Annotated in this window: 16 protein-coding genes and 1 pseudogene; 12 read left to right on the top strand and 5 right to left on the bottom strand. The window is 47.5% G+C overall.

Annotated elements, in window-relative coordinates:
• Window positions 1–73: 73 nt before the first annotated feature.
• Both IJJ71_RS02790 and IJJ71_RS02785 read right to left on the bottom strand, forming a co-directional pair.
• A complete protein-coding gene (locus tag IJJ71_RS02790) occupies window positions 74–2,290 on the bottom strand; it encodes an alpha-galactosidase (RefSeq protein ID WP_296845191.1) in 2,217 nt (738 codons plus the stop codon).
• A complete protein-coding gene (locus IJJ71_RS02785) occupies window positions 2,291–3,598 on the bottom strand; it encodes an ABC transporter substrate-binding protein (RefSeq protein ID WP_296845190.1) in 1,308 nt (435 codons plus the stop codon).
• A gap of 294 nt (window positions 3,599–3,892) precedes the next feature.
• Between IJJ71_RS02785 and IJJ71_RS02780 the strand changes: the two genes are divergently transcribed.
• From IJJ71_RS02780 to IJJ71_RS02725, 12 genes are all read left to right on the top strand, one after another.
• Window positions 3,893–4,501 carry a hypothetical protein gene (locus tag IJJ71_RS02780; RefSeq protein ID WP_296845189.1) on the top strand — a complete coding sequence of 203 codons (609 nt, stop codon included), beginning with the start codon at window positions 3,893–3,895 and terminating at the stop codon, window positions 4,499–4,501.
• A 73-nt stretch (window positions 4,502–4,574) separates the two neighbouring features.
• Window positions 4,575–5,186 (top strand): hypothetical protein, encoded by a 612-nt coding sequence (locus tag IJJ71_RS02775; protein WP_296845188.1) that lies wholly within the window; start codon window positions 4,575–4,577, stop codon window positions 5,184–5,186.
• Window positions 5,111–5,737 carry a hypothetical protein gene (locus IJJ71_RS02770; RefSeq protein ID WP_296845187.1) on the top strand — a complete coding sequence of 209 codons (627 nt, stop codon included), beginning with the start codon at window positions 5,111–5,113 and terminating at the stop codon, window positions 5,735–5,737. The genes IJJ71_RS02775 and IJJ71_RS02770 overlap by 76 nt, the downstream gene beginning before the upstream one ends.
• A 136-nt stretch (window positions 5,738–5,873) precedes the next feature.
• The gene (locus IJJ71_RS02765) at window positions 5,874–7,556 is read left to right on the top strand and encodes a hypothetical protein (RefSeq protein ID WP_296845186.1); all 1,683 of its coding nucleotides are present in this window, start codon (window positions 5,874–5,876) and stop codon (window positions 7,554–7,556) included.
• Between the two features lie 111 nt (window positions 7,557–7,667).
• Window positions 7,668–8,810 carry a glycosyl hydrolase gene (locus IJJ71_RS02760; RefSeq protein WP_296845185.1) on the top strand — a complete coding sequence of 381 codons (1,143 nt, stop codon included), beginning with the start codon at window positions 7,668–7,670 and terminating at the stop codon, window positions 8,808–8,810.
• Window positions 8,811–8,896: 86 nt separating this feature from the next.
• Window positions 8,897–9,880, top strand: a complete 984-nt coding sequence (locus tag IJJ71_RS02755) for a LacI family DNA-binding transcriptional regulator (protein ID WP_296845184.1) — start codon at window positions 8,897–8,899, stop codon at window positions 9,878–9,880.
• A 31-nt stretch (window positions 9,881–9,911) separates the two neighbouring features.
• The gene (locus IJJ71_RS02750) at window positions 9,912–10,565 is read left to right on the top strand and encodes an SGNH/GDSL hydrolase family protein (protein WP_296845183.1); all 654 of its coding nucleotides are present in this window, start codon (window positions 9,912–9,914) and stop codon (window positions 10,563–10,565) included.
• Window positions 10,566–10,613: 48 nt separating this feature from the next.
• The gene (locus tag IJJ71_RS02745; protein WP_296845182.1) at window positions 10,614–11,582 is read left to right on the top strand and encodes a glycosyl hydrolase; all 969 of its coding nucleotides are present in this window, start codon (window positions 10,614–10,616) and stop codon (window positions 11,580–11,582) included.
• Between the two features lie 129 nt (window positions 11,583–11,711).
• Window positions 11,712–12,548, top strand: coding sequence for a hypothetical protein (locus tag IJJ71_RS02740; RefSeq protein WP_486389610.1), 837 nt, complete (start codon window positions 11,712–11,714; stop codon window positions 12,546–12,548).
• 229 nt (window positions 12,549–12,777) lie between these two features.
• On the top strand, window positions 12,778–14,301 hold the full coding sequence (galT, locus tag IJJ71_RS02735) for a UDP-glucose--hexose-1-phosphate uridylyltransferase (RefSeq protein ID WP_296845181.1): 1,524 nt from the start codon (window positions 12,778–12,780) through the stop codon (window positions 14,299–14,301).
• 72 nt (window positions 14,302–14,373) lie between these two features.
• On the top strand, window positions 14,374–15,399 hold the full coding sequence (locus tag IJJ71_RS02730; protein ID WP_296845180.1) for an aldose epimerase family protein: 1,026 nt from the start codon (window positions 14,374–14,376) through the stop codon (window positions 15,397–15,399).
• A gap of 157 nt (window positions 15,400–15,556) precedes the next feature.
• Complete coding sequence (locus IJJ71_RS02725; protein WP_296845179.1) at window positions 15,557–16,750, top strand: galactokinase; 1,194 nt, start codon at window positions 15,557–15,559, stop codon at window positions 16,748–16,750.
• 123 nt (window positions 16,751–16,873) lie between these two features.
• Here the strand turns inward: IJJ71_RS02725 and IJJ71_RS02720 are convergent, their stop codons facing one another.
• The 3 genes and pseudogenes from IJJ71_RS02720 to IJJ71_RS02710 form a co-directional block, all read right to left on the bottom strand.
• Window positions 16,874–17,950, bottom strand: a complete 1,077-nt coding sequence (locus tag IJJ71_RS02720; protein ID WP_296845178.1) for an ABC transporter ATP-binding protein — start codon at window positions 17,948–17,950, stop codon at window positions 16,874–16,876.
• A gap of 9 nt (window positions 17,951–17,959) precedes the next feature.
• Entirely contained in the window at window positions 17,960–19,666 is a 1,707-nt protein-coding gene (locus tag IJJ71_RS02715) for an ABC transporter permease (protein ID WP_296845177.1), read from the bottom strand.
• 64 nt (window positions 19,667–19,730) lie between these two features.
• Window positions 19,731–20,091 (bottom strand): annotated as a pseudogene (locus IJJ71_RS02710) (iron ABC transporter substrate-binding protein); the annotation flags it as partial.

Genomic DNA, 20,091 nt, shown 5'->3' with positions numbered 1-20,091 from the left:
AAAGAAAACGGTTTCTTTAACAATTTCAGTATATCTCGACTTTTATGATTGTCAAGAAAAATTTTTCATTTTTTTACACTTTTTTGAGAGAGATAATCGCGCTTTGAAAGTCGCCCCAAAAACGCGGAATAAGAAGACCTGCGTTCATGAGCGTGTCGCCGCCCCAGTTTCCAAGCTCTTCTGTTATTCCGTCGGAGTTTTCCATGCTCACCTGATAGCGGATTTTCTCGTTCAAGCCGCGAAGACGCACTTTCCGCGAGTGGAAATTCGGGCGGTTCAGGACTTGCACCACGGTAAGCAGAGCCTCGCTTTTGTCTTTTGATGCGAAAAGCCAGGAATCCCATTCGTGATTTTCCGCGAAAGAGGCGATTCTGTAATAGTCGCCATTTTGCATGAGGAAACAGTTTCGCTTGTACAGCTCAACTTGATGTGGAACGAGTGAAATTTCCGTTTCGTCAAGTTTCGTCAAGTCCAGCTCGTAGCCGAATGTTCCCGAAAGGGCGACGAAAGCGCGTGTCATGAAAGGCGTTTTTCTGCCGCACGAATGATTGGGGCTTGCCGCGATATGCGCACCCATGCACAACGGCGGATAGACAAGCGCGGTTCCTTCTTGAATCGCAAGCCGTTCAATCGGGTCCATGTCATCGCTGCACCAAATCTGCGGGCTGTAATACAACATTCCCGGGTCGAACCTTGCCCCGCCGCTTGAACAGTTTTCGAGAAGCAAATCAGGGAATGTGCTGACGAGCCGATTTTGAAGCTCGTACAATCCGAGGACATAGCGATGATGAAGTTCGCCCGCGCGTTCTTGTTTGAAAGACACGCTTCCAATGTCGGTGAGCGCACGGTTCATATCCCATTTTATATATGCGATTGGGGCAGAGCGAAGGATTTTTACAACGGACTCAAAAATGTAATCCCGCACTTCCTTGCGGCTCAAGTCAAGCACATATTGGGTACGGCAGAGCGTGGCTTTCCGTTCTGGTATGGCTATTGCCCAATCGGGATGCGAGCGGTACAAATCAGAATCAGGCGAAACCATCTCAGGCTCGAACCACAATCCGAATTTTAGCCCGAGCGAATTCACTTTTTGAACGAGATTTTCAAGCCCGCCCGTGATTTTCGATTCGTTCACAACCCAGTCGCCGAGCGAGCAGTTCGCATCATTGCGCTTGCCAAACCAGCCGTCGTCAAGAACGAGCATTTCGATTCCGCACGAGGCGGCTTTTTGGGCGATTGAAAGCAGTTTTTCCGTGTTGAAGTCGAAGTAAGTCGCTTCCCAGTTGTTGATGAGAAGAGGCCTCTCCTTGTTCTTCCATGGACTTTTGATAAGGTGCGAATTCCAGAGCGTATGGAAAGTCCGTTGCATTGCCCCAAGCCCCTCGCTTGAATAGACAATCACGGCTTCGGGCGTGGTGAATCGCCCTCCGGGCGCAAGAAGCCAGCTGAATCCCTCGCTGTGAATGCCAGTGACGGCTCTCACGCTGTCGAATTGATTTACTTCCGCCTGAGAGAGAAAATTGCCGCTGTAGACAAGGCTGAATCCGAAAACTTCTCCAGTCTCATAGTCAGCTTTGCGCGTGGCGAGCGCAAAAAAATTGTTTTCTTGGTGGCTCGTGATTCCCCGCAGAGAAGACACGCTCACTCGCCCATGATGAAGCGGAGTGCGCTCAATATGCCTTTCCCTCGCCCATGCTCCATGGAGCGACACGAATTCAAAATCCCTGTCGTCCATGTCAATGCACGCGGAATAAGCCTTTGTGAGTGTAAGATTTTCGCTTCCTGCGTTTTCAATGACCGCGCTCCGAGCCACCGCGTCCAATCCTTCAAAAATGGAGTAAAAAAGAGTGTCACGAAGATGCAAAGTCTTGTCAACGCAGTGCAGAAGAAGCGTTTTTGAGTCTTTTTCGCTCCCCCATGTGGCGGGCAAGCCTTCAAGCGCAGGCTTCCCGCTGATGATTTCGTAGCTCTCAAAGGAAAGCTGGCAGCCGTTCTGACCGAGTGCGTTGCTCACATTCAGACAACTCTCACGAAAATCGCCTGTGCCGCCCGCAGGATACTCCCACGGAAAGGCATCATTGAAGATTGCGCGGTCGCCCTCGTTTTCTGACGGCACAAAGGGCGGTTCGTGAATGCGGAGAAGGTGAGAAAGCTCGTCATCAGAGGAAAGTTTTTTCCCGTAATGGATATGAGCGACACAATTTTCAGAATCAACGATTCCGATATAGTAGCCCGCGTGGGCAGTCTCAATGCTGAACACGCGGTTTTCTTCATTATAAGAAATGTTCATTTAGTTTTTATTACGATTTTTTCGTGCTTTAGCCCATCGTTTGTTCCAGTCATCCATAATCTGCTCGAATGTCTCGTTTGTCGTTCCCATCGCCGCATCAACAATTCTCTTCTTTTCGGGATCACTCCAGAAGCCGATTTCAGATTCCTTGTCCAAGGTGTCGTACAATCCTTCTTCTCCGACAGGCGGCTTGTTCATCTCGAAGTAAGTCACGCCCAATTCGTTGAATGAGTCCAAGACCGAAGGATATTTTCCGCCTTTTACGGCTGGAATCGACTCGTTGAATTCGACCCAATCCGTTTCATGCACGAGGAATTCAATCCATGCGCGGGCAGTCGCCTTGTTTTTGCTGTGGACATTGATGCAAAGCGGCGTGTCGAGCGAGGCTTCGGCATATTTCTTGCCGTTGACTTCCGCCACCATGGGCATGTAACCGATGTCATCGGGATTTGAGGCGAGGTTTTTAATTTGCGTGATTGCCCAGCTTCCCAAGACCATGCAACCGATTTTCCCGTCCGCAAGCTCTTGTTTGCTCATTTCCCAGTCAGAGGCAAGCATGTCGCGCTCGCACAAGCCGCGTTTGACCACTTCGTACATGAGTTTGTACAGCTCGTAGTGAGCAGTTCCCTTTTGGAAAGGCTCGCTTTGGTGAACCATTTTGTTTTTATAATCAGTGTCGTCCGTGAATGCCGTGACTCCGCCCTCCCACTGAACGAGTGTCCAGCCTGCGGGATAGTTCATGAAGATTGGAACTGCGTCCGTCTTGTCTTTGATTGCCTGCAAGGCGGTGTAAAATTCTTCGGTGTTGCGGGGAGTTTTTGTTATGCCGGCTTTTTTGAACACTTTCTTGTTGTAGACGATTCCGCCGCCCACGACTCCCATGACAGGATAGGCATAAGCCGTTCCCTGATAGTCAATTGCGTTTGAGCCTTGCGTGAAGTTGAATTTTTCGTTGAATTCCTCGATTGAACCGAGCGGCTCGAAGTAACGCGGGTAGTCGATGGTCTGAATCCCAGGCTTGCAAAGCACATCGCCGTATTCATTCGTTGACATTCGCGTGCGGACTGTGCCTTCGTAGTCGGTTATTGCCTCGAATTCAACATTCGTGCCGGGATATTTCTGCTCGAATGCCTCTTTGTACTCCTGAAACTTTGTGTCCACCACATCGGTGCGATTTGTGAGAACGATAATCGTTCCGCCGATTTTGCCTTCTGCCGCAGCCGCCTGCTTTTTCTCGCAGCCAGAGAGAAGAAGGACGCTTGCCGCCAAAGCCAGCGCAAGAGCTTTTTTCCATTTCAAAATAATCATAATAGTCTCCTTGGGTTTTGAAAAACGAATTGCTTAGATAAAGAAAATCGGTTTCTCTTGTATAATAGAACTGCTCTTATGCATTGTCAAGAAAAAATTTCATAAAAAATCATTTTTCTATAAAATTGACATAAAACTGTATTTTTCAGACGTAAAAATACGAAAAATCAGTAAAAATAAGCGAAAATCGCAAAATTTCATTTGACAAATCAGAAAAGCGGGTGTATCAGTGTTCTTAGATAAAGAAAACGGTTTCGTAAAGTTTCTTGTATAAAGTTTCATAAGGAGGAAACGATGGACAACAGATTCAAAAAGTTTGCGCTCTCCGCCATGGCTCTCATGCTCACGGCGATGGTCGCAAACGCAAAGCCAAAAGTGGACAAGCTTGAAAGCTTCGAGAAAGGAGCGGGCAGCTGGACTGCCGTAAAGACAAACTGGGGCGACGGCGACAAAAGCACCGCTGTTGCCGCAAGCTCGGACTGGGCGAGCGACGGCAAGCAGAGTCTCAAATGCTCGTTTGAGCCGACGGCTGGCAAATCAAAAGAAAGCGCGACATTCTTCACGGAAAAAATGGCTTACACGGACATTTCACCGTATGACGCGATTTCATTTGAGGTCTACAACCCCACGAACAGCAAGATTCAGGTTGCACTCGCCCTCACCACGGGCAGCGGCTGGGATTGGTTCGAGAGCAAGGAAGTGGACATTGCGCCAGGCGAAAAGAAAACTGTCCGCATGGAATTGTACGAGGGGAGTTTGAAGGCGGCTTCGTCAAGCTGGCAGTATTCTTCCGACCTTGAAAACTCGGACGATTTGCGCCGCGTGGCAGTCAAATTCTTCATTCCCGAGGGCGTGAAGGAATCATTCGCTTACATCGACAACATTCAGATGATTGTCGAATAAGACTGATATTCCAAATGCGAAGGATGTCATTCCGAATTTATTTCGGAATCTATCAAAAAATAGGAGAACAATTATGAAAAAAATCGCAAAATACGCGTCTTTTTTGGGAATCGCAGGGCTTTTGCTCGCGCTTGCCACAGGATGCGATTCTTACAAGGACGATGAGGACTTCGGGGAAGCCGCTCTTGTCGCGGAGCAGAATGAAGCCGTAAGGGCGGTAACTGAATCTGACACATGGAAAAGCGCGGAATTCTTCGTGGTGGCAAAGTGCGGTGCGGGCGGATTCAAATTCCCGGTGATGTACACGGCGGACGAGGCTAACATTACTGCCGTGAGCCTCAAAGTCATTTCAAGCAAGAAGATAAATGTCCTTCAGCCATTCTTGAACGAGGGGTGGAAGCAAGGAACTGACGCGATTGACACCGAGGCGGGCAAATGGGTGACGGTCACTTCAAGCGATTCTGCCGCTCACAAAGGCGCGGGAGTTCAAGTTTATGACAGTACCGCAGAAGGAATCTATGTGTTCGGCATAAAAGATTTCAAAGTGACGACCTCATCAGGCACAAAAACGATTACGGCCTCTGATTTGGACAAAAACTGCGACCTTTCTTGGGCGGAAACAATGTCTACGCGAAAATCCAGAAAAACGAGAACAAAGTCGTTGACGAGAATGAGCAGACGATGAGCAACTTGCAGGACGAGGTTGAGAAATTGAAGGGCGAGCTTGAAAAAATGAAACTCCCTGCCGCCGTCCAGACTTTGAAATCTGCTTATTCGGACGCGGATTTCTTTATCAATGTTCAGGACGCTTCTGATGTTGGTGACGTAACCGAGAACAAACCAAAAATCGGCTATGACAAAGAAAATGGTACAAAAATCAAAAAGATTGAAGTCTCGGTCGTGGGAACAGAAGAGTGGTGGCTCAAAGCTTACTGCAAGCCAGCGACCGCTTCAAACGCTTGGGGATGGGCAGATAATGGCGGCGCGAACAATGCAAAAGACAGTTGGGGCAAAATCACCTATGAGCCTGAATTTGAAGCAGATGTGACTGGCTGTTCTGGTGGCGGAATTACTTGGTATAAGAAAGGCAAAATCGGCTCAGAGTCTGTTGCATTCGCGGTGAAGGATTTTGTAATCACCTATTCCGACGACACCACGCTCAAAATCGATGCGAGCAATGTTGAGGATTATCTTGGCAATGACGGAAAAGGCAAAGTTACGACTTATGCCAACTAAATTCAAAAATCGAGGAGGCGTGATAAAAATTACTTCCATGTAATTTTTATCACAGCAATTGCCGTCTAAAGCCAGCAATTGCAATCTGCGCCATCCATGGCGCACGGCTGCCGCCAAGGCTTTAAAGGAGTAAGATATGAAAAAAAGATTTATCGCAGGCGCGACTATTGCGGCATTGGCTCTTTCTTCCCTTGCCGCTGACACTGAGGACATCAAGACGAACGCATGGTTTGACCTTAAAACGCATACAACGCTTGGCTACAACCTTCAGGAAAAAATCTTCGGCATGGAGTCAACGATTGACCAGGCGCAAGTTTGGTGGGAATTTCTTCCGTATGCTACGCGCGGGGTGGAGGAGAGCAAGGGAGACGCACTTTCGGCTTCGGTGAGAATCGAGGGCTTGAAATACGCCTTCAAATTCTACAACGAAAAGAAAACTTACGAGGACAATAACACGCAGAGCGACTTCAAGGGCAGCGACGACGTCAGAAAAACAACTGGCTGGCGCGAAAAGCCTGGCGCACCCGATGACAGTGACACGAATTATTTTGTGTACGACCGAATCGTTTCGGAAGTAAAATGGCGGAATCTTTTCCTGAATTTCTACAAATACGACTACGAGAACGGCTGCCCGATTGGCTTTGACAACGCGAGCTTGAAATCTCTTTTCGATGACTTTACGAATTTCCGTATTTTTGACAGCGCGAAGGACGACAATGTGGGAATCTTGTACTACAACGGAATCAGAGACTCGAACAACTATCTCGGGCGCGGGAACTACGGAATCACGGGCGTGATTTCTGCGGGAGTGCGTTACGACAAGTGGAACGCGACTCTTTCTGCGGGAACTCCAGGCTCATGGATTGCAATCAGCGACGAAGCCCCCAAGAACATCAAGCAGGGCAAGGCATACCAAAAGCTCAACGCGGAGAACAAGGCTGTTTTCCAGCTGGACACCGAATTCTTGCCGGCCGAGAATTTGAAAGCCAATGCTGATGTACTCGCCACTATGAATTTCAAGAAAAAGGCTGACGACCAAGCCGCCGCTTCTTCAATCTACGGCGACAGCTCTGATCAGATTCCTTATGACATCTACACGGGCGGCATCGGCGTGGAATATGACTTTGACCTTGAAAAAGGCACTCTTTCTCCCTATGCTGGCTTTGACTTCCGCTATCTTAAAGCTGACGAAAAGGCATTCAACAACAAGAAGGACGAGAGCGACAGTCAGTTTGAGGGCGGCTTGGGAATCGCTTATTACTGGCGCGGCAAGGATTTCAAGTACAACAACAATACGCTGGATTACTGGGGCAGGCAGTTCCCCGTGGGCGTGTCGCTCGGCATGAACTCAGACCAGAACGGTATCGCGAATCTCGTCTTCTCGGTGTACGAAAAGCCTGACGCGGACGCGCTCATCCCGAATCTCGGCGGATTCTTCGAGTTCGAGATGGTGAATCTGTTCCGCACGGGAGACAAAGACGACAAATTTGACGGCGCGAAAGACAAAGATTGGAAAAAAGACAGCGCGTTCTTCATCGCGGGTCAGCTCGAATATCTTATCAATGTGCCTGTTGCGAAGCGAAAGACAATGGCGGTCAAGCCGTACATCTTCGGTCGCTTGATTCAGCAGCGAGACGGCGATGGCTATCTCACGCGTGAATATGATTTTGACAGCCGCGTAGGCGTAACCGTAAATCCGTGCGCCCGCTTCAACATAGATTTGCGTTACGAACGAGCGGATGTGCTTTGGGATTTGGAAGGAAAGGACAACGAGCTTGACAAAGGCTGCCTGACCTGCCGGTTTGATGTGCGGTTGTAAGGGGATGCCTCCTCCTCCTTTTTGATGTGTGGGGGAACGGGTCGGATTTTGCAGCGAGATTCGGCTAGTTTCCCCTTTTTTGAAAATCTTATATATATGAAGGAAAACGCTATGAAAAGAAAAATGAATGTAATTTTGGCGGCTGCGCTTTTGTCTTTCGGCCTTGTTTTTTCTTCCTGCCAGTCTGACGATGTAGAATCATCATCTTCTACAAATTCGGAAAACGGAGAAACTTATATGCCCGAAAAGAAATCAAAAGTCACGATTCCAGAGAATAAATCAGATTCAGCGAAACGCCTCATGCGCTACATCGCCGATTGTCAGACGAGCGGGAAAGTCCTTTCAGGTCAGCAGGATTTGACTTGGGATGACAATTACGACCAGCTGGGGAAAGTCTACGAGACGGTGGGAAAATATCCTGCGCTCGCGGGCTTTGACTTCATGAACTATACGCAGACTTCTGGCGGCTCGGGGCAAAAACAGACCGAAGAGGCACTTGAATTCCTCAAAAAAGGCGGAATCGTCACATTCTGCTGGCACTGGCGCGACCCGAGCGGAGCGACAAGCGAATTCAATTCCGAAAAAATGAAATTCAGAATCCCTTACAGCGCACAAAGCGAGAGCGGGCTTGACGAGTCGAGCGATGACTTTGCGAAAATCAAGTCTGACATGGACAAAATCGCGGCTGAACTCACAAAGATAAAAGAGGCAGGCTATCCCGTTTTGTGGCGGCCGTTCCACGAGGCGTACGGCAACAAAGACGACTGGGGCGGCGCGTGGTTCTGGTGGGGAGCTGGAATCGGAACGAGCGACGGCAAAGGCGCGAAGCGAAAAGAAGCCTACCTCGCGCTTTACAAATTCATGTACAAGTATTTCACAACGGAAAAGGGCTTGGACAACCTGATTTGGGTGTGGAACGCGCAGAACGAGGACTGGTATCCCGGTGACGAGTTCGTGGACATCGTTGCCTACGACAACTACGACCTGAACGCGATAAACACACAGTACGAAATGCTCAAAAGGGTGAGCGGCGGCGAGAAGATCATCGCGCTTGGCGAGAACGGCACAATTCCGAATGTCTCAGCCATGAGCGGAAAATGGGCGTACTTCAACACATGGAACGACCATTCTTCTGACGAAAGCCAGTGCTTTTGGAGCGCGGAGAAACACAACAAACTTTCGCACCGCAAGGAAGTGTACGAAAGCGAAAAAGTCATCACGTTGGACGAACTCCCCGACTTGAAAGCGTATTAGTCCGAATGTCGTCTGAACGACTAAAGAAACGGTTTCTTTTGCGTTTCTTGATTTTGGAAAACAAAAGGAATATAATGAAAAGCGTTATGAACTACACGATTGCAGAAATTTCAAAAATGGCGAATGTCGCTAAAAGCACGGTCTCAAAGGCTTTGAACGGTCAGAAAGGCGTGAGCGAGGCGAAGCGGCAGGAAATCCTGAAGCTGGTGGGGGATATGAATTACCGCCCCAATCTTGCTGCCCGTGCGCTCGCCAAGCGAAAAACAGAGACAATCGGGCTTATTATTCCCGCTGATGTCGATTACACTCTGAGTGGTGTATATTGGTCAGTGATTATTGCCGCCGTGGCTGACGAGGCTTCCAAACGGAACTACAATCTGCTTCTGATTATGCTGAATGCGGACAAGCCTCTCAAAACGCTTGAAGACACAATCCTCAAGCAGAGTGTTGACGGTCTTGTTATCCCTGCCGAGCTTTTGAACGCACAGGCTTACACGATGCTTTCTTCTTCGGATATGCCATTCGTGCTTCAAGGGCGGGCATCGTTCGCAAGCCATTGCTGCGTGGATGTTCGGAGCGAAGACGGAGCGTTTCGGCTCACAAAAAAGCTTGTCGAAAAAGGCTTTTCCCATATCGGTTGCATTGCGGGTCCTGAGAGCTTTTTGTATACGCAGGAACGAATCGCCGGCTTCAAAAAGGCTCTTGCTGATTCTTCTCTTGAAAACTATGTGATTGTCACCACGCGCTATTCAGAAGAAGCGACTAAAGAAAGTGTCCGCCGCCTTTTGGACGAAAAGCCAAATCTTGATGCGCTTTTCCTTGCGGCTGGCGGCGAATTCGCGTTCTATGTCTTTGAGGTGCTTCAAGAGCGGGGCGTGGACATGTCACACTTTGGAATCGCGGTCTTTGACGAGTACCGACCGTTCCATTTTCTTCCGTTTCCTGTGATTGCGGGCCGCCAGCCAATCCGCCAGATGGGAAGTCAGGACGCGCGGAATCTATTCCAGCTCATCGAAAAGGAAACTCCGCCGTCATTGTCGCTCTTCGACATTGAGATTCTTGAAAGCTAGGAAAACAAATTCATTAAAAACAAGGCAAATTATGGAATTAAAAGGAAAAAAGATTCTTTTTTTGGGTGACAGCATCACCGAAGGCTGGGGAACTTCCTCAAACGAAAAGATTTTCTGGTCTCTTCTGTCTTCGCGAGACGGGGCGGAGGTCACGGGCTACGGAATCGGCGGCACTCGGATTGCAAGGCAGAAACATCCTTCCGAAGAAGCAAAATATGACCAGCATTTCGTCTCCCGCGTGGAGGGTATGGAGTCTAAAGCCGATGTTGTCGTGGTCTTTGGCGGCACGAACGATTACGGTCACGGAGACGCGCCGATTGGCACTCCCTCAGACTGCACGGACGGCACTTTTTACGGAGCCTTGCATTGCCTGTACCTCGCACTGCTCAAAAAATATCCCGCCGCGCAGATTGTGGTTATGACACCGCTTCACCGCGAGGGCGAGAACAATCTTTTGAACGATTTCGGCTTGCGCAATGTCGGCTTTCTTTCTGATTATGTGCGAATCATCAAGGAAGTTGCCGCATTTTACGCACTACCAGTTCTTGACCTGTACTCTTTGAGCGGAATACAGCCCGATGTCCCGCTTTTAAAAGAACGCTACGCGCCCGACGGACTGCACCCGAACGACGCGGGGCATGAGCGAATCTACCGCCTGCTCCGGGAATTCTTAATCAGGCTCTGAGACCTGAAAATCAGCGTCACTCAATAAAAGTAAACAAGGAAGATTCCAATGATTGAAAGAATATGCCAGCCCTCTAATCCCAACGCTCAGGATTGCGTAAAAAATGTGCTGAAATACTTGGCAGAAATCAGCGGCAAAAAAATCATAAGCGGTCAGCACACGCAGAACCACGCGCAGGAAGAGCTGCACTTCATAGAAAAGCTCACAGGAAAAAGCCCCGCCTTGCTGGGCTTCGAACTTTTGTCTTATTCCCCCAACATCAATTATCTGGACACAGACGAGGAGTGCATGGAAGAAATCCATCAGAATTACGGAACGCTGGAAAAGGCATGGGAGTGGGCGGCTCAAAAAGGCTTGCACACATTCACCTGGCACTGGTTTTCACCTCTGGGCGGCCGATCAAAATCCTTTTACGCCCGGAATACTGATTTTGATGCCCGCAAGGCCGTAACCGAAGGCAGTCCTGAAAACAATGCGATGCTTTCCGACCTTGATGCGATGGCTGGAATCCTTCGCCCGTTCTGCGATGCGAAAATCCCGATTTTATGGAGACCGTTGCACGAGGGGGACGGCGACTGGTTCTGGTGGGGAGCAAAAGGCGGAGACGCACTCAAAAAATTGTACAGAATTATGTACGAGCGATTTACGAAAATCCATCATCTTGACAATCTGATTTGGGTGTGGAATTCGCATGTTCCTGAATGTTACCCAGGCGACGATGTGATTGACATAATCTCCCGGGATATTTACGCGCCTGCCCATGCCAATTCAAGTTTTTCCGCCCAGTACAAGGAGCTTGAAAAAGTCACGGCTCAGAAAAAAATCGTCATCCTTGGGGAAAACGGAACCATGTTGGACGTGGATTCTGCCCTGGGCGAAGGGCTTTTCTGGGCAAGTTTTATGACTTGGTCGCACGAATTCTGCCTGACCGAGCAGTACACTGATTTCTCAGTCGTGAAGAAAGTGTACTCCTCGCCGAATTTGATTACAAAGGAAGATTTGCCGGAATTGTATTAGGGCTGTGTAGTTTTCTCACCTGATGAAATTCGCGAATGTGTGATATAATTTTTTGAAAGTAGCAAAGACATTCAGAAAGTCTACGCCGAAAAGGGAGAGACCTTCATCGTCATAATAGATGAATACGATGTGCTGATCCGAGAGCAGGTGGGCGACGACGAATTCAAGCCGTACTTGGGATTCTTCAACTCGCTCTTCAAGAACGCGGAGCTGAAGCCCGCAATCACGCTCGCCTACCTCACGGAAATCCTGCCGATTATGAAGGACATGGTTCAGTCCAAACTCAACACGTTCGATGAGTACAATATGCTCCGAATCGGCTCTTTCGCTGAGTACACGGGATTCACCACGGGGGAAGCTAAAAGTTTGTGCGAAAGGTATGGGCGAGACTTTGAGCTTTGCAAGAGCTGGTATGACGGCTACGAACTGGAAGACTTTGAGATTTACAACCCGCAGGCGGTGATAAAGGCATGCGTGACAGGAAAGTTCATCTCGTACTGGAGCAAGACAAGCTCGTACAAGGTCGTGGCGGAAAAAATCAGGATGAACCTCGCTGGAACGAAGGAAGATGTCATCACGATGATGGGCGGCGAGCGGGTTGATGTGAACGTGAAAAAATACGACAACACGATGACAGGCTTCGACAGCAAGGATGATGTTTTCACTTATCTGATTCATTTGGGGTATCTAGCTTATGACGAAAAAGAAGGCCAGTGCTACATTCCCAACCGAGAGATTTACAACGAATGGGAAAAAGTCGTCGAAAGTGATGAGAATTATGCCGAGACCGACAAAATAATCAAGGCTTCAAAGCAGCTTTTGCGAGACACAATCGCCAAGAACGAAGAAACCGTCGCCTCCTCGCTCGACAACTGGCACGGCGATGTGCTTTTTGTGGGTGTTAATTATGACGTGGAGAGTAAAAAACATGAGTGCAAGATTGAGAAGTTCGTGAAATCTCTTTAGCGGAGCAGTTCTGCTCGCGTTCCTTGAGAAATATTGCTCACGCCTTTTGAGCAGCGTTGCTCATGTTCCTTGAGCTGTATGCCTCGCTCTTTTTCCACTTTCTCTGCTCATATTGTATTAATGCGACTGATGAGTCTCGTGCTTGGTAGCCGCACTTGGTAGCGCAAAAACCTTCATTTGAAAGAAAAATAATTTGACTTTTTGCGCAATCGGTTGCATAATGATTTCTATGAGCATGAACATTTACACTGAACTGAACCGCCTTGCTTCTTATGGCTTGAAGACAGGACTTTTTGAAAGGGAAGACTTGGTTTTTGTCAAAAATCAGCTTCTTCTTCTTCTGAATCTTGATGGATTTGAGAACGATGATGATGTTGCAGCCGTTCCAGAGGTCGAGATTTCTGATCTTGAAAACATTCTTTCTAATATTCTTGATTATGCCGTTGAAAAGGGGTTGACTGGCGGTGAGGGCGTTGTTTACCGCGATTTGTTTGATACGCGCCTCATGAGCGTAATGGTTGATCGCCCATCGAACATCATCAAAAAATTCGATGAACTTTACGCAAAGTCTCCAAAAAAAGCGACAGATTTCTTCTATAAATTATCGCAGGATTCTGACTATATCCGCCGTTACCGAGTCTGTAAGGACTTGAAGTGGATTTCAAAGACTCCTTACGGCGACATCGACATTACAATCAATCTTTCAAAGCCTGAGAAAGACCCTAAAGCCATTGCCGCAGCCAAACTCATGAAGCAGGCTGGCTATCCGAAGTGCCTTTTGTGCAAGGAAAATGAGGGCTATGCAGGCCGAGTCAATCATCCTGCTCGCGAAAATCATCGTATTATTCCGATTGAGCTTGCCGGAGAAAAGTGGGGCTTCCAGTATTCGCCTTATGTTTACTACAACGAACACTGTATTGTCTTCAAATTTGAGCACTCGCCGATGGCAATCACCAAAAAAACTTTCGAGCGACTTTTGTCTTTCGTAGAAAAATTCCCGCACTACATTCTTGGAAGCAACGCGGACTTGCCGATTGTCGGAGGCTCAATCCTCACTCACGACCATTTCCAGGGCGGAGCTTATGAATTCCCGATGGCAAAGGCTCCTGTTGAAAAAGAATTTACGGTCAAAGGCTTTGAGGACATCAAATGCGGAATCGTAAAGTGGCCGATGAGCGTAATCCGCGTCAGTTCTGAGAAAAAAGAGCGGCTTGTAGAATTTGCAGAGCATGTTTTGGAAAAATGGCGCGTCTACACTGACGAAAAAGCATTCATCTTTGCTGAAACTGACGGCGAAAAACACAATACTCTCAATCCGATTGCCCGCCGAAGAGGGGAAGCGTTCGAGCTGGACTTGGTTTTGCGAAACAATATCACAACTGAGGAGCATCCGCTTGGCGTTTATCATCCACATGCAGAGCTTCACCACATCAAAAAGGAAAACATCGGCTTGATTGAAGTCATGGGCTTGGCTATTTTGCCTGGCCGTCTTAAGACAGAACTTTTGGGCCTGAATGAGGCATTGAGGTCTGGAAAAGACATCTCCTGCGATGAGTCTCTTGGAAAACATGCCGACTGGGTAGCTGAACTTCGTGGAAAATATGACTTTGCTTCAATGAGCGAAGAGAAAGTCGATTCAGTCTTAAAAGAAGAAATTGGTGTTGTATTTTCAAAAGTTCTTGAACATGCGGGCGTTTACAAATACACTGAAGAAGGACGAGTCTCATTCATGAAATTTGTTGAGACTTTGTAAAACAACACCGATGGGCATGGATAGGCTGCTATAAAAAATCTGTGCCCATCATGGTTAAAAAGAGGAAAATTTATGACTGAAGTTAAAAAACTGGATGACGAAATTTCGGCTTTTACAGTATCAAACGGAAAAGTCAGTTTTACTGCAATCGAATGGGGCTGCACTATTACTAATCTTTTTGTTCCTGCAAAAGACGGTTCAAAAGTTGACATCCTGCTTGGATTTGACACGCTTGAGCAGTGGAAGAAGGGCACAGAGGCTCACAATGCTATTGTAGGCCGTTTCGCAAACCGAATCCGCGGCGCAAAATTTGAGCTTGAGGGCAAAACTTACACTCTCGACAAGAATGACGGCGAAAACTGCCTTCACGGTGGAAAAACTCGCTACGAAAAACAGCTCTGGAAAGGCGAAAAATATTCTGATTCAGAAGGCGAGGGCGTAAAATTCACCCGAAAAAGTCCGGACGGCGAGCAGGGCTTTCCTGGAAATGTCGATTTGTGCGTAATCTACAAGCTCAACGACAAAAGCGAGCTTATCTGGGAATACAGCGCGACAACTGACAAAGCCACTCCAATCAATCTTACTAATCATGCTTACTTCAATTTGAACGGAAAGGGTAGCGCGGAAGGTCATCACTTGCAGCTTGATTGTGACGAAATCCTTGAGACTGCGGCAGATTCTGCTCCTACAGGAAAAATCCTGAGCGTTGACGGAACTGTATTTGACTTCAGAAACGAAAAACTTGTTGGCAAAGACTGCGACAAAGTTGAGCCTCTTAAAAACGGCTACGACCAGTGCTTCCTGACCCGTGGTAAAAACGAGACAGACCTTGTTCGATTTGGAAAAATCTGGGCCGATGAAAGCGGAATCAGCATGGAAATCTTCACGAATCAGCGTGGCGTACATGTCTACACCGCAAATTATATCGGCGGCAAGATTGGAAAGGGCGGTGTCGTTCACAAGCCTCACGACGGAATCTGCTTTGAGACAGAGCGTTTCCCGAACGCAATCAACGAGCCGAGTTTCCCAAGCTGTGTCTTGAAGCCTGGTGAAAAATATTATCACAAAACGATTTTTAAATTGAAAACTGAAAACTAAAAATTGCTTCCTTTCGCTCTCGATGACGGGGCGTTGCGGGGAACAAGAAGCTCGCTATTGTTTTTCCCCGCAGAGAGGGTAGCGACCAACAAAGTGGGCGCGCAGGGGGAGACTTCCCCCTCATCACTTTTTTTCAACTTCCAACATGGAGACAATTATGGGACTTACATCCAAAGAATATGATCCGAAGGATTTGCCCGCTGAGTTTTTGAAAACTTATGGCAAGAATGATAACGAAATCAGAGTTTACGCGTCACCGGCCCGAATCAACATCATCGGTGAGCATATTGATTACAACGGCGGAAAGGTTTTCCCGGCTGCGATTGACCGCTATCTTTATGTAGCGATCCGAAAGCGTGCTGACTCAAAAATCATCTACAATGATGTTCGATTTCCTGGCACTTATGAATTTGACATCAATGATAATTTTGCGTTCGACAAAAAAAATGATTATGCGAACTATCTCAACGGAATTTTGAGCCAGATTAAGGCTCAGGGGTACAAACTCGACAGCGGATTTGAAATCCTTATGGTGAGCAATGTTCCTGCTGGCGGCGGAATTTCTTCTTCTTCTGCTCTGGAATGTGGCTTTGCTTATGCTGTAATTGACACTTTCGGTCTTAAAATTGACCGTGTTGAGATTGCTAAGCTTGGTCAGATGAGCGAGCACAATTTCATGGGCGTAAACTGTGGCATCATGGATCAGTTCATCATCGCGACTGGCAAAAAAAACACCGCCGAAATGCTTGACTGCGCTACTCTTGAATATGAATACGCTCCGCTGGAATTAGGCGATTACCGTTTTGTCGTAATGAACACGAATAAAGTCCGAAAACTTTCCGACTCAAAATACAACGAAAGACGAAGCCAGTGTGAATCTGCATTGAAGATTTTGCAGGACAATGGTGTGGCTGTAAAAGCATTGTGTGAGCTTAGCCCTGCAAAATGGGAAGAAGTCAAGCACTTTGTCTCTGACGAAATCTTACAGAAGAGGGCAAATCACTGTGTTTATGAGAATCAGCGTGTTCTTGATGCCGTTGCTGCATTGAAAGTCGGCGACTTGAAGAAACTCGGCTCGCTCTTGAATGCTTCCCACGCTTCTCTTAAAACTGATTACGAAGTAACAGGCCTCGAACTTGATACCCTTGCAGAAACTTCACAGAAACAGCCGGGATGTCTTGGTGCAAGAATGACAGGAGCCGGATTCGGTGGCTGTGCAATCGCCCTTGTCCACAAAGACAATGTTGACTCGTTCATCGAAAATGTCCAGAAAGAGTATACTGCAAAAGTCGGTTATGCCGCTGGCTTCTTTGAATGCTCTTCTGGAGATGGAGTCGCGCGAGTTTTATAGCGATTCTTAAGTTATAAAAAAACTGGACTTATCGAACAGCTTCCGTTTTAGGAAAAATGTGTTCTAAGTCCAGTTTTTAGTTTTAAACTTTCAACTTTCCGTTTTCAGTTTTCCACTTTCAACTTAAAGGATGTAAACTCCCTTTGTGTCGAAATTGAGCGCGGCTTTTTCGCCTGCCTCGTAGACTTTTCGGCCGAGCGGGTTGTAGTCCGTGATATTTACATTTTTTCCGCCGACATCAACCTGATAGTATTGGTAGCTTCCCATGAATGTACTGAATGTTACCGTGCCGTTCAGGATTCCTGTGTCGGAAAGTGTGACATTTTCTGGGCGGAGAACGAGAGATGCTTCCGAACCGGCAGCAATTCCGGCGTAGTTGAGAACTTCAATCTGTGTTCCTGCCACGGTGATTTTTGCTGTCTCGCCATTGGTCTCATCAATCTTTGCATCGAGGAAGTTTGCCTCACCGATGAAGTCAGCGACGAATTTGTTTACCGGTCGGTAGTAAATTTCGCGCGGAGTGCCGATTTGCTCGACTTTTCCCTTGCTCATGATGATAATCTGGTCGGAAATGCTCATTGCCTCGCTCTGGTCGTGTGTGACATAGACTGCCGTGATTCCGACTTTCTGCTGAATCTTTCGGATTTCGGTACGCATAGTTACACGGAGCTTTGCGTCGAGGTTTGAGAGCGGTTCGTCAAACAGAAGAACTCCCGGCTCCATTACGAGTGCTCGCGCCAATGCGACTCGTTGCTGCTGTCCGCCTGAAAGCTGGTTCGTCATTCGGCCTTCCATTCCTTCCATTTCGACGAGCTTAAGGATGTTCATTACTTTTTCGTGAATCACTTCCTTTGGGAGTTTTCGGATTTTGAGACCGTAAGCCACATTGTCAAAGACATTGTAGTGTGGCAAAAGTGCATAGCTCTGGAAAACCATTGCCGTGTCGCGTTTGTTCGGCGGAAGTGCGTTGATTGCCTCGTTTCCGAGAAAGATTTCTCCTTCGTCCGGGCTTTCAAATCCTGCAATCATGCGGAGTGTTGTTGTTTTTCCACAGCCGGAAGGTCCGAGCAAAGTGACGAAAGTTCCCGGCTTGATGTCGAGAGAGGTGTCCTTGACGGCGTAAAAGTCCTTTCCTGTCTTCGGATCCTGATAGATTTTAGATATATGATCAAGGCGTACGCCTTTCTTTTCTGTAGACATAAAATTCTCCTATTCTTTAATTTTGCGGCTTGTTCCGAAGAAGCGGATTCCAAGTTTCATCAAAAGAACCGCACCATAAGTGATGAGGATGAGCACTGTTGCATAAGCACAAGCGATTCCGTAGTTGCCTTTTTCGGCCTGCTCGTTAATCTGGCAGGTGATGAGAAGGAAGTCCGGCGTGACAAGCAAGATGATTGCTGAAATAGCCGTGATTGAGCGGACGAATGCCGTGACAAGGCCTGAGAAGAATGAATCACGGATGAGCGGAAGTGTGACCGTCATAAAGACTCTCGCGCTGCCTGCTCCCATGTCATAAGCACTTTCTTCGATTGATTTGTCGATTTGGCGAAGGGCTGAGATACCGCTTCGGGTTCCTGTCGGCAATGAGCGCACGATGAAGACGATAATCAAAATCAATCCTGTTCCGTAAAGACTTGACATTACTCCTGTGCGGAAAAGACCGTTTGCAAAGCCGCGGATGTAGCCGATACCCAAAACTGTTCCAGGAACCGCCATCGCAAGCATAGAGACGAATTCGATGAATCCCTTTGACTTGAACTTCTTTTTGACAACGAGGTATGAGATTACCATTGAAAGAAGTGCTGTGAGTGGAGCCGCAATCAAAGAAAGTATGAATGAGTCCTTGAAAGCCTTGATTCCGCTTGTACGGAACATGTAGTCGAACCATTTGAATGTGAGCGCGTAGTTTCTGCCCCAAAGTTTGAACAAAGCTCCGAACGGAACCATGATATATAGAAGAAGAACGAATGCGCTTGCAAGTCCGCAGAGAACAGAAAGCGGAATGCGGACGCTTGTGTCCGAAATCAACATTCTGGCACGGCTTGCCTTTCCTGTGAGTGTAGCGGCTGTCTTCTTTTCGAGATAATATTTTTGAATCAGAAAGAGAACTACCGTGAGCGAAAGCAGAACGACACTCATTGCCGCAGCACCTGTCGCATCGTAAGCTCCTGTTACCTGCAAGTAGATTGTTGTTGCAAGTGTATCATAAGAGCCTCCGATGAGCATCGGGTTTGCGAAGTCGGCGACAGACTCAATGAATGTTACCAGAAATGCGTTTCCGAGGCCTGGAAGCATGAGCGGAAGTGTAACGCTCGTAAAAACCTTCCATCGGCTGGCTCCCATATCTCTTGAAGCTTCTTCCAGAGAAGGATCGATATTCTTTAAGAGACCGCAGAGCATGAGGTAGCAGACCGGGAAGAAAGTCATAATCTGAACAATCGCGATTCCTTTGAGACCGTAAATGTTCGAGTCATTTATATGAAATATCGTTCGTGTGATGATTCCGCTTCGTCCAAAAAGCATAATCATCGAAAGAGAAAGTACGAACGGCGGGGAAACAATCGGCAGCATTGAAACAAGCCTGAAAAGCCCCGACAAAATCTTAGTCTTCAGTTTTACATAGACTTCAACATAGGCAAAAAGAAGGCCTATTGCAGTTGAAGCAATTCCTGTGATAAAGCCAAGCGTTATTGTGTTTGTGAACGCCGTCCTGAAGCGAGCCATGCTCAAGATTCGCTTGAAAACTCCTATAGAGACCTTGCCCTCTGAAACAAGGCTGTCCAAAAGAACCATGAGGAGTGGATAAAGAATGAAAAGAGCTAAAAAAACAAGAAGAACGCCAATCATGCTGATAAGCACCGGATCCGCAAAAAACTTCTTCCTGTCAAGCTCCCGCCCTTGATTTTTATATTCCATATATTTTTTTCCTTTTTTGATGCAAAAAGCCGAAAATGGGGCAGAAATCCTGCCCCGTGCTTTTTTATTTCGTCTTGAAACGGTCATCTGCCGCGCTTTCAAGTGCCTTGAAGAAGTCCTCTACATATTTTGCGCTGTTCTTTTTTGCATCCTCGAAGTCATACTTGATTGTGTTGTTCATGTCGAGGCCGAACTGTGCTGCTTCTTTTGGCTGAGTTGCGTTGCTCAAAACGAGGAACTGATATGAGCCAGATTCTTTTGCAAGGTTTACGCAGTCTGGAGAAAGTGCGTACTCAATCCAGAGTTTTGCTGCGTTAGGATGTTTTGCTCCCTTGAAGATTGCGGTTGCGCCGATTTCGAATGAAGTTCCGTCTGCAGGAACTACAAGACCGATGTTGTTGTAGCCCTGGAGAATTTGGTATATT

This window comes from Treponema sp. (assembly GCF_017430385.1).
Lineage (GTDB): Bacteria > Spirochaetota > Spirochaetia > Treponematales > Treponemataceae > Treponema_D.
The sequence above is the reverse complement of the archived record's forward strand: the minus strand, read 5'-3'. Positions and strand labels throughout refer to the sequence as shown.